The sequence below is a fragment of the Mesorhizobium sp. P2_C5_2 genome, from assembly GCF_056404535.1.
On sequence record NZ_JBFUDV010000003.1, the window covers coordinates 170,747 to 183,110 of the forward strand.

The 12,364-nt window shown below is 63.2% G+C and carries 10 protein-coding genes; 4 read left to right on the top strand and 6 right to left on the bottom strand.

Going from position 1 to position 12,364, the window contains the following annotated elements:
* Positions 1-131 precede the first annotated feature (131 nt).
* Genes AC1D1B_RS12180 through AC1D1B_RS12205 form a run of 6 tightly spaced genes read right to left on the bottom strand, consistent with a single transcriptional unit; the run spans position 132 to position 7,398 of the window.
* On the bottom strand, positions 132-1,385 hold the full coding sequence (locus AC1D1B_RS12180) for an ABC transporter substrate-binding protein (RefSeq protein WP_181057433.1): 1,254 nt from the start codon (positions 1,383-1,385) through the stop codon (positions 132-134).
* Between the two features lie 58 nt (positions 1,386-1,443).
* Complete coding sequence (locus AC1D1B_RS12185) at positions 1,444-2,955, bottom strand: aldehyde dehydrogenase family protein (RefSeq protein WP_477332422.1); 1,512 nt, start codon at positions 2,953-2,955, stop codon at positions 1,444-1,446.
* A gap of 10 nt (positions 2,956-2,965) precedes the next feature.
* Positions 2,966-3,742: an enoyl-CoA hydratase/isomerase family protein gene (locus AC1D1B_RS12190; RefSeq protein ID WP_477332424.1), complete on the bottom strand. Its 777-nt coding sequence runs from the start codon at positions 3,740-3,742 to the stop codon at positions 2,966-2,968.
* The gene (locus tag AC1D1B_RS12195) at positions 3,735-5,336 is read right to left on the bottom strand and encodes an acyl CoA:acetate/3-ketoacid CoA transferase (protein ID WP_477332426.1); all 1,602 of its coding nucleotides are present in this window, start codon (positions 5,334-5,336) and stop codon (positions 3,735-3,737) included. The genes AC1D1B_RS12190 and AC1D1B_RS12195 overlap by 8 nt, the downstream gene beginning before the upstream one ends.
* Positions 5,333-6,349: a Gfo/Idh/MocA family protein gene (locus tag AC1D1B_RS12200; protein WP_477332428.1), complete on the bottom strand. Its 1,017-nt coding sequence runs from the start codon at positions 6,347-6,349 to the stop codon at positions 5,333-5,335. The genes AC1D1B_RS12195 and AC1D1B_RS12200 overlap by 4 nt, the downstream gene beginning before the upstream one ends.
* The gene (locus AC1D1B_RS12205; protein WP_477332430.1) at positions 6,346-7,398 is read right to left on the bottom strand and encodes a LacI family DNA-binding transcriptional regulator; all 1,053 of its coding nucleotides are present in this window, start codon (positions 7,396-7,398) and stop codon (positions 6,346-6,348) included. Before AC1D1B_RS12205 ends, AC1D1B_RS12200 begins: the two co-directional genes overlap by 4 nt.
* A 228-nt stretch (positions 7,399-7,626) precedes the next feature.
* Between AC1D1B_RS12205 and AC1D1B_RS12210 the strand changes: the two genes are divergently transcribed.
* The 4 genes from AC1D1B_RS12210 to AC1D1B_RS12225 all read left to right on the top strand — a co-directional run bounded on the left by AC1D1B_RS12210 (position 7,627) and on the right by AC1D1B_RS12225 (position 12,364).
* Complete coding sequence (locus tag AC1D1B_RS12210) at positions 7,627-8,781, top strand: dihydrodipicolinate synthase family protein (protein ID WP_477332432.1); 1,155 nt, start codon at positions 7,627-7,629, stop codon at positions 8,779-8,781.
* 105 nt (positions 8,782-8,886) lie between these two features.
* Positions 8,887-9,957, top strand: coding sequence for a GDP-mannose 4,6-dehydratase (gmd, locus tag AC1D1B_RS12215; protein ID WP_477332434.1), 1,071 nt, complete (start codon positions 8,887-8,889; stop codon positions 9,955-9,957).
* A 9-nt stretch (positions 9,958-9,966) separates the two neighbouring features.
* Positions 9,967-10,935 carry a GDP-L-fucose synthase gene (fcl, locus tag AC1D1B_RS12220; RefSeq protein ID WP_477332436.1) on the top strand — a complete coding sequence of 323 codons (969 nt, stop codon included), beginning with the start codon at positions 9,967-9,969 and terminating at the stop codon, positions 10,933-10,935.
* A 22-nt stretch (positions 10,936-10,957) separates the two neighbouring features.
* Positions 10,958-12,364 carry an O-fucosyltransferase family protein gene (locus AC1D1B_RS12225; protein WP_477332438.1) on the top strand — a complete coding sequence of 469 codons (1,407 nt, stop codon included), beginning with the start codon at positions 10,958-10,960 and terminating at the stop codon, positions 12,362-12,364.

Here is a 12,364-nt window from a genome sequence, read left to right on the forward strand (position 1 = left end):
TCCGTGCTCTGCCGTCAGGCGGCAAGGCGACCCCGTGCATACGGGTCTTTGGTCGGCATGGTGTTCAAGCCGGCCAATCCTGGGATGAAACCTTCCCCGCCGAAGCGGGGAAGGTGTTTTAGGCTTAGCGCTTACTTGGCGTCGTCGATTGCCTTGACCAGTTCGGTCACGGCTTCGTCGGAGGTCTTGATCTGACCATGGACGAACTTCGACACGACGTCCTTGTAGGCATTGGCGACCGCCGGAGGCGCGCCATAGCCCTGGGCGAGCGAGCCGAACAGCGTGCCGCCGTCGTTCGCAGCCTTCAGGTCGGCGATGCCCTTCTTGCCGCAAGCGTCAAAGTCGGTGTCCGGAACGTCGGTACGGGCCGGAACAGAACCCTTGACGACGTTGAAGGCCGACTGGAAGCTCTTCGACAAGGTGGCGGTGGCCAACGCGACCTGGGCGGCCTTGCGGTCGTCCGGAACGTTGAACATGCCGAACATGTCGGAGTTGTAGATCACCGAGCCGTCGGTGCCCGGGAAGCGATAGCACAGGAAGTCCGTGCCCGGGGTCTTGTTGGCGGCGTGGAACTCACCCTTGGCCCAGTCGCCCATGACCTGGACAAGGGCGTCGCCCTTGATGACCATGGCGGTGGCAAGATTCCAGTCGCGGCCCGAGAAGTTCGGGTCGACATAGGTGACGAGCTTGGCGAGGTTGTCGAACGACTTCTTCATCGTGTCGGACTTGAGCGAAGCGTCGTCGAGGTCGTTGAAGGCCTTCTTGTAGAACTCAGGTCCGCCGGTCGACAGAACGACCGAGTCGAACATCGTGGCTTCCTGCCAGTTCTGGCCGCCGAGAGCGAGCGGGATGACGCCAGCCGCCTTGGCCTTGTCGAGCAAAGCGACGAAGTCGTCGAAGGTCTTCGGCTCGGCGCCGCCGATCTTGTCCATCACCGCCTTGTTGATCCACAGCCAGTTGACCGAGTGGACGTTGACCGGAGCCGCGACCCACTTGCCGTCATAGACGGAGAACTTCTGCAGGGCTGCCGGAACCGACTTGTCCCAGCCTTCCTTCTTCGCCGTCTCGGTCAGGTCGCCCATAACGCCGGCCGCCGCATAGTCGAGCACGGTGTAGCCGAGCATCTGCGATGCGGTCGGGTAATTGCCGGCCGCGACCATTGCCTTCAGCGCGGTCATGGCGGCGTCGCCGCCACCGCCGGCCACCGGCACGTCCTTCCAGGCATAGCCTTCCTTGGCCAGATCGCCCTTGAGGACGTTGAGAGCAGCCGCTTCGCCGCCCGACGTCCACCAATGCAGCATCTGGACTTCCTTGACGTCCTCGGCATGCGCCGAGAAAGCAAAGGTCGTCGCCAGAGCCGTTCCGATAAGCAGTTTGCGCAACATGTACTACCTCCCTTGTTGCATTACACGACCGGTGAAAGCCCACCGGGTTCTTCCAAACTCAGCCGACCCACCAACCGGTGCGCTGGCCGCGATGAAACTGGATTGTCTTTTCCTCGGTATAATCCTCGACAGCGCGTTTGCCGAGTTCGCGTCCGATGCCGGACTGCTTGTAGCCCCCGAATGGCAGCTCGGGGTAGCCTTCCATGAATGTGTTCACCCAGACCGTCCCCGAACGCACACCACGCGCCACCGACATACAAGTGTCGATGCTGGCGCTCCACACCCCTGCCGACAGACCATAAGGCGTGTTGTTGGCGATGTGCAACGCCTTTTCAATCGTTTCAAAAGTCAGCACGGAGAGGACGGGGCCGAACACTTCCTCGCGCGCAATAGCCATGTCCTCGGTAACGCCGCGTATAATGGTCGGATCGAGGTATTGTCCGGCATTGGAGGCCAATTGGCCGCCCCCGCTAAAGACATTGCCGCCGCCGCTCGCGGCTGCCGTAACGTAACCCGCGACTTTATTCAAATGATCGGCGGAAATCATCGCGCCGACCTTGGTTTGGTCGTCGAGCGGATCGCCGACCCTCACCTTGGCGGTCAGCGCCTTGACGGTGGAAAGGAAATCATCGGCAATCGCCTCATGCACGATCAGCCGGCTGCCGGCATTGCAGCATTCGCCAGCGTTGAAGAAGCCGCCGAACACCGCTGCATCGGCGGCAGCTTCAAGATCGGCATCGGGGAAGACGATCTGGCCGTTCTTGCCGCCGAGTTCCATCGAGACTTTCTTCAATGAATCCGAGGCTGCCGCCATGGTCATCTTGCCGACGCGGGTCGAGCCGGTGAAGGAGACCATCTCGACCAGCGGATGGCTGACCATCGGTGCACCGACATCGGCGCCGAGACCGGCCAGGATGTTGACGACGCCGGCGGGTAGGCCGGCCTGCATCAATACATCGCCGAGCACGAAGGTCGAGGCCGACGTCATTTCACTCGGCTTGACCACCGCCGTGCAGCCGGCTGCGAGCGCGAAGGGCAGTTTCTGGCTGACGATGAGGAACGGGAAATTCCACGGCGTGATGATCGAGACGACACCGATCGGTTCGCGCAGCACGACGCCGAGCATGGCATCGCCGAGATTGGCATAGCTCTCGCCGTGCAGCGTGCGGGCGAGCGAGGCGGCATAGCGCCAGATGTCGACGGCGCCGCCGATCTCGCCGCGCGCCTGGGCGATCGGCTTGCCGGATTCCAGCGCATCGAGCCGGGCGATGTCTTCCAGCCGCGCCTCGATCAGGTCGGCGGCCTTGAGCAGGATCGCCGCGCGCTCGGCCGCCTTCATGCGTGGCCACGGACCCGTTTCGAACGCCTTGTGCGCGGCCTGCATAGCGGCTTCTACTTCGGCCTCGCCGGCTTGCGCATAGCGCGAAACGGTGAAGCCGTGGCCAGGGCTGTTGCGCTCCAGCGTGCGGCCGTCGCGGGCATCGATATGCTTGCCGTCGATCAGCAGCTTGTAAGCCTTCGGCGCCTTGGACGCCTCAGTCGGCATGGAAATGTTGAGCGGTGCGTTCATCGTGCTTTCTCTAGGATCTCGAAAAGGCCGGCTTCTGCTTGGCCTTGAAGGCGCTGACGCCGGCTTTGAGGTCGCCGGTCAGCGCAATGAAACCGCTGGCTAGCGCCTCGGTCGCGGCGGCACTTTCCTCGCCTTCGGCGACGGCAATCATCAGCTTGGCGGCTTCGGTTGCGAGCGGCCCGCGCTCTGCAATCTTTTGCGCCCATGTCTTGGCCTCGGCGAAGGCCTGGCCGGTGTCGACCACGCGGTCAACAATGCCGAGGGCGAGCGCCTCGGGAGCGGTAAAAACCTCACCGCCGAGCGCCATACGGCGCACAATCTGGGCACTGAGGCGGCGCACGGCCCGCTGCGTGCCGGACCAGCCGGGGACGACGCCGATCGATGTCTCGGGAAAGCCCAATTTCACCTGTGTTTCGGCGACACGGAAGTCGCAGGCGACCGCCAGCTCCAGCCCGCCGCCCAGCGCATGGCCGGAGAGCACCGCGATGGTCGGCTGGCGAAGCCTGGCCAGCCGGTCGAAGACGCGGTGGCCATAGCGCACCCATTGCACCTGGAAGTCGGCGGCGCTCATCTGCGCCCAGGCCTCGACATCGCCGCCAGCGCAAAAGCCCTTGCCTTCGCCGCGGACCAGTACGACGCGCACGCCTTCAGCCATCTCGGCTTCGTCGAGCGCGGCTTCGAGTGCCCGCAGCATCGGAATGTCCAACGCGTTGAACTTTTCCGGCCGGCGCAGCGTGACGATGCCGATGGTGCCATCCTGCTCGAAGGTGACGAGGCGCTCAGCCATGCGCGCCTCCGAGCGAGGCGCCGCCATTCAGTGACAGGCCGATGGGGCGGTCGTGATAGAGGGCCGACGGCGTCACCTTGAGATCGTTGGCGACGCTGAGCGGTGTTTCGGACTGAGCAAGGACATCCCGCTCGAGGTCGATGCCCGGCGCCAGCTCGGTCACCATCAGACCGTCCGGCGTCAGCTTCATCACGCAGCGCTCGGTGACATAGGTGATGTCCTGGCCCTGCGCGACCGCGCGCTTGCCGGAGAAGGAGATGTGCTCGACCTCGTTGACCACCTTCTTGACTTTGCCTTCCGCGTCGATGCGGATGCCGCCATCAGCCAGAGACAGCTTGGCGCCGGCGTTGAAGAAGCCGGAGAAGACGATCTTCTTCGCCCGCGCCGTGATGTCGACGAAACCGCCGGCGCCGGCGGTGACATGCGGCCTTGCCGACAGTTTCGACACGTTGACCGAGCCGTGGCGGTCGATCTGCAGGAAGGACAGCAACGAGGCGTCGAAGCCGCCAGCCTGGAAATAGATGAACTGGTGCGGCGAGGGCATGATCGCCTCGGCGTTCGAGGCGCAGCCGAACTTGAAGTCGAGCAGCGGCACGCCGCCGACAGCCCCCTGCTCGATCACCCAGGTGACCTTTCCGTGCTGGCCTTCCTCGAGAAGGATACGCGGCACGTTGGCCGAGATGCCGAAGCCGATGTTGACGGCCATGCCGTCGCGAAGCTCCATCGCAACGCGGCGAGCGATCACCTTCTGCACGTTCATCTCGGCGTTGCGGAAGCTCGACAGCGGTCGGAAGATCTCGCCCGAAATCGCCGGGTCGTAGGGCGTCAGCGTCGTCTGCAACTGGTCGGGCGCAACGACGATGTGGTCGACCAGCACGCCGGGCACGCGCACATCATGCGGCTTCAGCGTGCCATTTTCGACGACGCGCTTGACCTGCGCAATGACGATGCCGCCATTGTTGCGGGCGGCGAGCGCCTGTTCGAGGCCGCCGAGATAGGCGCCTTCATGCTCATAGGTGAGGTTGCCGCGTTCGTCGGCGGTCGTGGCGCGGATGATCGAGATGTTGGGCACGATCGAGCGGAAATAGAGCCATTCCTCGCCGTCGAACTGCTGCACCGAGACGATCGGCTCGCTGGCCGCCGCATTCATGGCGCAGCCCTGGTGGCGCGGGTCGGCGAAAGTGTCGAGGCCGACCTTGGTCAGCACGCCCGGGCGCTTGGCGGCGGCCTCGCGGTGCATGTCGAACAGAATGCCGGATGGCACGTTGTAGGCGGCGACCGAATTGTCGCCAATCATCTTCCAGATCTGCGGCGGCTCGGACGAGGAGGGACCGGACGGATAGGAACCGCACAAAGTGCGCTTCAACAGGCCGGGCTTGGCCAGATGATCGATGCCCTTGATGCCGTACATGTCGCCGGCGGCGATGGGGTGCAGCGTGGTGATGTTCTTGGGATGACCTTCAGTGTCGAAGCGCTCGCCGATGGCGGCGAGCACCGCGTCCGGGCAGCCAAGGCCGCTCGACGACGAGACGGACACGGTCATGCCATCCCTGATCAGGCCGGCTGCCTGCTGTGCGGAGACGACCTTGCTCACTTCACGCTCCCAAGCTTCGGGTCGATGGCGACCGCCTTGCCGGATTTCTCCGACTGCAACGCGGCTTCGGCTGAGGCCAGCGACCAGACGCCGTCCTCGCCGGTGGCGGAGGGCTGGCCTTTGCCGCTGATGGCGGCGTGGAACTGGCGCAGCGACCTGACATAGAGGTCTTCGCGGTCGAAGCTCAGCTCTTCCTCGCCCTTGGCGGTGCGCAGCAGCACCGAGCCGACCGGCTTCTGCGTCATCACATTCCTGGCGATCAGCGAACCTTCCGAACTATGCACCTCGAAGCCGGTATCGGCGTATCTCGTGGTGAAACCTTCATGCGACTGGGCAATCACGCCTGACTTGAAGCGCCAGAGGCACATGGCGCCATCTTCCAGCCCACTGCCGGCCATGCCGGCCGACTGGGTGAAGGCCGAAATTTCGATCGGGTCGTCGCCGAGCACGAAGCGCAGCGTGTCGGCATCGTGCACGGTGATATCAAGCACTACGCCGCCGCCAGCCTCAGGCTTGGTGATGCGCCAGCCCTGCAGGTTTTCCGGCAGGTAGACGGAATGGAAGACGCGGGCGGCGATCGGCTTGCCGATGCGGCCGGCTGATATGGCGTCGCGCATGGCGCGGTGGGCGCCGGCATTGCGCAGATGATGGTTGGTGCCAAGCACGATGCCGGCTTCCTTGGCGGCGGCGACCATAGTACGCGCATCAGAGCTGGTGAGCGCCAGCGGCTTTTCGCACAGAACATGCTTTCCCGCCTTGACCGCAGCCAGGGCCTGTTCGAGATGCAGTTCATTGGTGGTCGAGATGTAGACGGCGTCGATGTCGGCGCCCAGCAGATCGTCAAGCGTCGAGACGGCGAGGGGAATGTTGTTTTCCCCTGCATAGGTCTTGGCCCGCTCCGGGCTGGAGCTCATCACCGCTGATATCTCGCCACCCTCTTGCGCGCGGATGGCGTTGATCATGAATTGTTTGGCGATCGTGCTGGCGCCAATCAGTCCCCATCTGACGCTCATGCCGCGTCTCCCATTCCTGCTGGCCTGGCGCGGCGATCGGGACCGCAGCTGTCCCTGACGACCAGGTTGACGGCGCCGATATGATCCTCGGCGCGCGTGGTACGCGACTGGATCATCTTCAGCATGACGTGGGCGGCGCGCTCGCCAAGCCCTGCCGTGTCCACCGAGACGCTGGTCAGCGCCGGCATGTAATGCTCGGCCTCGACCACATCATCGAAGCCGACGACGGCGAAATCAGCGCCGGGTTCCAGCCCACGCTTGCGCAGCGCCAGCATGACGCCGAAGGCGACGGCGTCGTTGAAGCACAGGGCCGCCGTCGGCGGCTCTGCCATGGCAAGGGCCGTTTCCAGGCAGGCTATGCCGCCCCTGCGGCTGGTCTCGCCTTCGACGACAAGCACGTCGCGCCTGGCAATGCCAAGCGTTTCGCATGCCTCGCGAAAACCGCCCAGGCGCTCTTGATAGACGACCAGATCGGAGGTGCCGCCGAAGAAGGCCAGCCGGCGATGGCCCTTGCCGATGAGATGGGCGGCGGCGAGGTACGCGCCGCGATGATTGTCGGGGGCAATGACAGGGATACGGCTGTCCGGCAGCCGGCGCATGGCGAAGACCACCGGCACGCCCGCCCTCTCGAGGCGGCGGAAGGCGCCCGGCGTGGTGCCGCGCGCCGGCGATACGATCAGCCCGGCGACGCCCTGTTCCATCAGCGACTTCAGGACTTCTTCCTGGCGCACCGGATTTTCCGCAGTGTTGGCGATGAAGGGTACGATGCCGGCCGACTGGAAGACGCGCTCCATGCCGACCGCCAGCTCGGCGAAGAAGGGGTTGGTGAGATCGTTGATGACCATGCCGATGACGTTGGAGTGGGCCTTGCGCAGGTTGGCGGCGCCGCGGTTGTAGACGTAGCCGACATCCTCGATCGCCTTGCGAACCTTGACTGCGGTTTCAGGCCGGATCAGCCCGCTGCCTTGCAGCACGAGCGACACCGTCGACTTGGACACACCTGCCTCGCGGGCGATGTCCAGGATCGTTGCCTTGGCCCGGCTGGCCATACGCTTGTTTCCTCCGCCTGAATTGGCAAATCTATTGGAACGTTCTAATCACTGTGCCAAACGAGAGTCAATCGGGATTCTGACGAGGGCTGAAAAATTGATCGATGTGGTGCGCAGCAAGGGTCTTAGCCTCCTTTTGGCATTTGTACCGGTTCAATCGCCAGAATCATAAAGGTTCTTGATTTATTGGAACGTTCCACTTATAAGGTGCCGGAAACGGAGGTTGCCATGGATATCACCCTGCCTGCGGAGAATGGCGGCCGCGTCAGCTACAAGCTCGTAGGCCACCCGGTGGAGCCCAGGATCGGTGCGATTTTCCCGCGCATCGCCTATGCCGCGGCCCATGTCGTCGCCGACCCTTTCGCGATGGCCGATCCCTGGTCGAAGCCCATGGTCGACTGGGACAAGACCATGGCGTTCCGCCACCATCTGTGGCGGCTCGGCTTCCGCATTGCCGAGGCGATGGACACCTCGCAGCGCGGCATGGGCTTCGACTGGACAAATGCCAAGGAATTGATCCGCCGTTCGATCGCCGAGGCGCGCAGTGTCGAAGGCGCCGACCTCGCGTCCGGCGCCGGCACCGATCACCTGGCGCCAGGCAATGCCAGAACGCTCGATGACGTGATCGCCGCCTATGAGGAGCAGTTCGCCTTTATCGAAGGTGAGGGCGGCAAAGCGATCATGATGGCCAGCCGGGCGCTGGCGGCGGTGGCCAAAGGGCCGGATGACTATGCGCGCGTATACGACCGCATTCTGAGCCAGGCGTCCGGCAAGGTGATCCTGCACTGGCTGGGCGACATGTTCGACCCGTCGTTGAAGGGCTATTGGGGCAGCGGCAATTTCGATGCTGCGCTCGACACCGTCGTCGCCATCATCGAGCGCCATACCGGCAAGGTCGAGGGGATAAAAATATCGCTGCTCGATGCAAGCAAGGAAGTCGCCTTGCGCAATCGGCTGCCGGAAGGCGTCGTCATGTTCACCGGCGACGACTTCAATTATCCCGAACTGATTGCCGGCGATGGCGAACGGCATTCGCATGCCTTGCTCGGCATTTTCGACGCCATCGCCCCGGTCGCCAATGCGGCGCTGGCGAAACTGGCCGCCGGCGACCGCGCCGGCTATGACGCACTGATGGCGCCGACAGTGCCGCTGTCGCGCAAGATCTTCGAAGCGCCGACCGAGTATTACAAGGCCGGCATCGTCTTCATGGCCTGGCTCAACGGCCATCAGGATCATTTCGCCATGGTCGGCGGCATGCAGTCGGCGCGCGGCATCCTGCACTATGCCGACATCTTCCGCCTTGCCGACCATGCAGGGTTGCTCGCCGATCCCGCGCTTGCGCTGACCAAAATGAAGCATTTCTGCGCGGTTGCAGGTGTCTGAGGACGACACAATCGCCGGCTGAAAAGTATCCCCCGTATGGGGGATTTGCGTTCTCGCGCCAAATCTGTATTCGGTTGCCGGGATTTAATGCGGACGAACGCGGCAATGACGGAAAAAGTGGCGCTCATCACCGGTGTAACCGGGCAGGACGGGGCCTATCTTGCAGAACTGCTTCTGCAGAAGGGCTATATTGTCCATGGGGTCAAACGCCGCTCGTCCTCGTTCAACACCGAGCGTGTCGACGACATCTATGTCGATCCGCATGAGCACGGTGCGCGCTTCTTCCTGCATTATGGCGATCTGACCGACGCAACCAACCTCATCCGCCTGGTGCAGGAGACGCGGCCCAGCGAGATCTACAATCTCGGCGCCCAGAGCCATGTCCAGGTGAGTTTCGAGACGCCGGAATACACCGGCAATGCCGACGCGCTGGGCACGCTCAGGCTGCTGGAGGCGATCCGCATCCTCGGCATGGAGAAATCGGTGCGTTTCTACCAGGCCTCGACCTCGGAGCTTTACGGCAAGGCGCGCGAAATCCCGCAAAGCGAAACGACGCCGTTCCATCCGCGCTCGCCCTATGCCGCGGCCAAGCTCTACGCCTACTGGATCACGGTCAATTACCGCGAGGCCTATGGCATGTTTGCGGCCAACGGCATCCTGTTCAACCACGAAAGCCCGACGCGCGGTGAAACCTTCGTCACCCGCAAGATCACGCGGGCCGTGGCCTCGATCCACCACGGCCTGCAGGATACGCTCTATCTCGGCAACATCGATGCCAAGCGTGACTGGGGCCATGCACGCGACTATGTAGAGGGCATGTGGCGCATTCTGCAGCACAGCGAAGCCGACGATTTCGTGCTGGCGACCGGCGAGGCGCATTCGGTGCGCGAATTCGTCGAACTGGCGTTTGCCGAGACCGGACGCAGCATAGACTGGCAAGGCGAGGGTGTAGACGAGGTCGGCGTCGATGCCGGTTCGGGCACTGTCCTGGTGCGCATCGATCCGCGCTATTTTCGGCCGACCGAGGTCGACCAGCTGCTCGGCAACCCCGCCAAGGCCAAAGCCAGGCTGGGCTGGTCGCACACGACTGGCTTCAGGGATCTGGTGGCGGAAATGGTGCAGACCGATCTGGCGCGCGCGGCCGGCGGCACGCGGCAGAACAGCCGCTCCGCGTGAGGCACGCCGATGGTCGCCATATTTGAACTGAAAGGCAAGCGCGTCTTCGTCGCCGGGCATCGCGGCATGGTCGGTTCGGCCGTCGTGCGACGGCTGGCGAGCGAGGATTGCGAGGTGCTCACCGTGTCCCGCGACAGGCTCGACCTGCTCGACCAGGCGGGGGTGCAGCGCTGGATGGCCGACAACAGGCCGGATGCGGTGGTGATGGCGGCGGCCAAGGTCGGCGGTATCATGGCCAATGACCGGTACCCGGTCGATTTCCTGCAGGAAAATCTTGTCGTGCAGAGCAATGTCATCGACAGCGCCTTTCGCAGCGAGGTCGGCAAACTGCTGTTTCTCGGCTCGTCCTGTATCTATCCCAGGCTCGCGCCGCAGCCGATTCCCGAAGACGCCTTGCTGACCGGCCCGCTCGAGCCCACCAACGAATGGTATGCGATCGCCAAGATCGCCGGGCTGAAACTCTGCCAGGCCTATCGGCGCCAATACGGGGTCGACTACATCTCGGCGATGCCGACCAACCTTTACGGTCCAGGCGACAATTTCGATCTGCAGAGCAGCCATGTCGTGCCGGCGCTGATGCGAAAAGCGCATGCGCTGGCACTGAGCGGCGGCACCAGCCTCGAGGTGTGGGGGTCGGGCACGCCGCGGCGCGAATTCCTGCATGTCGACGACGCGGCCGATGCGCTGGTCTGGCTGTTGAAGAATTATGCCGGCGACAGCCACGTCAATGTCGGCTCGGGGGAGGATGTCACCATTGCCGAGCTCGCCAAAACCGTCGCATCCGTCGCCGGCGTTGAAGCCACGATCACCTTCGATACGACCAAGCCGGATGGTACGCCGCGCAAGCTGATGGATGTGTCGCGGCTGTTTGCAACGGGATGGCGCCCGCGATACGCACTTCGCAGTGGATTGGAACAGACATATGCGTGGTTTCTCCAGCATGTTGAGAAAGGTGATGTCCGCCTCGGCGCGGCCTGATCTCAATTCTCAGCATGCAAAGTTGATCGCCGCGACCCGGGATGACGGGCTGGGCGGCCGTCTTCTGGCGATGGTCAATGCAAAGGCGCTTGCCGATGCAACAGGCCACCGCTTTGGTTTCACCTGGAAGAGAGCCGTCTCGGACAAGACGTTTCACATCGTCGATGCGGTCGACAAAATATTTAATCCCGACTTCATCGAAAAACACTGGCTGGGCGAAAAGATCAGAGAGACGGATCTCGAGGTTCTCAAGAAAGGGAAATTCACCCGCGCAAGCCTGAATGCGTCAGCCCGCCGAAGCTTTTTTCGCGGCTGGCTCTGCAACGATTTCAAAGTTCTGGAGTCTTTTCGCGACAAGGGAAAGCCGCTCGCGACATCCGAAACGATCAGGACGATCGGCTTTGCCGAGCCGGTGAACCACGCACTGCGCGCTGCCGAGTCCTGTCAATTTCCGGGGCAAATGGCCGGGCTGCATTTGCGCAGTGGCGATATCGTTCGCGGCAAATACCGTTCGATGCTGAATTTTAACGGCAAGGTGATCCCTTCGACGCTGGCCAAGGCGATTGTCGCCGAGCTCGCGTCACAGGGCATGGCGACGCTGCTGGTGGGCCAGGACCGTGCGACGCTCGACTATCTGAGGTCGCAAACCGGCGCGTTGCTGACCGACGATTTCGGCGCCAACGAATTCGAGGATCAGACGCTGAGGGCATTTTTCGAGATGGCGCTTCTGGCGCGCTGCCAGCGCATCTATGCCGGCAGCAGCGTGTTCGCATCGGTGGCCTCGGTGATGGGTGGCTCTCCGCATATCAAGACCACCAAGCTGTTCAGCCCGCCGCGGGCTGCGCAACTCATGCTCGGAGAGCTGGCCCAGAATCACGCCGACTATCATCCGCGCGAGGCGGCCTTCGGTTATCTGTCGGCGTTCCTGGCCCTCGAAGACGAAGTCAGCCCGGCCAAGGCAAGGGAAATTCTTGGCAAAGGCTACGCGCTCGATCCTGAAAACGATGTCTATGCGCTCAAGATCGTGGCCTCTTACTTTCGCGACAAGGATTACGCTGCCGGCGAAGCCATTTTGAAATCGCGCATGACGGCACAATTCGAGGCGCGTCCCAAGGTGCCGCTGCCAATGCTTTTGGCCCTGTCGCGCAAGACAGTGCATGGCCACACCATGGGCAAGGATTTCGCGTCCTACTTTGCCGCGGCGCGGGCCGGTCATCCCTATGCCACGGCCTGCTCGGCCCATATTCTGCATGACGGGTTTGGCGAACTGAAACCGGCGCTTGAGATGATCGCCAGATCGCAGGCTGCAGAACCGGCCAATGCATTGTTCCGGACGATCAGGCGCTACATCCGGCCGATCGCGACGCGTGAATCCAGCCCGCTGCTGAAAGCGCGGCTGCGGCTTTGGAAAGCCGGGATCAGGATTTAG

Coding starts and splice junctions, on each gene's coding strand:
- AC1D1B_RS12180 (WP_181057433.1), bottom strand. CDS start 1,385: ATGTTGCGCAAACTGCTTATCGGAACGGCTCTGGCGACGACCTTTGCT.
- AC1D1B_RS12185 (WP_477332422.1), bottom strand. CDS start 2,955: ATGAACGCACCGCTCAACATTTCCATGCCGACTGAGGCGTCCAAGGCG.
- AC1D1B_RS12190 (WP_477332424.1), bottom strand. CDS start 3,742: ATGGCTGAGCGCCTCGTCACCTTCGAGCAGGATGGCACCATCGGCATC.
- AC1D1B_RS12200 (WP_477332428.1), bottom strand. CDS start 6,349: ATGAGCGTCAGATGGGGACTGATTGGCGCCAGCACGATCGCCAAACAA.
- AC1D1B_RS12205 (WP_477332430.1), bottom strand. CDS start 7,398: ATGGCCAGCCGGGCCAAGGCAACGATCCTGGACATCGCCCGCGAGGCA.
- AC1D1B_RS12210 (WP_477332432.1), top strand. CDS start 7,627: ATGGATATCACCCTGCCTGCGGAGAATGGCGGCCGCGTCAGCTACAAG.
- gmd (WP_477332434.1), top strand. CDS start 8,887: ATGACGGAAAAAGTGGCGCTCATCACCGGTGTAACCGGGCAGGACGGG.
- fcl (WP_477332436.1), top strand. CDS start 9,967: ATGGTCGCCATATTTGAACTGAAAGGCAAGCGCGTCTTCGTCGCCGGG.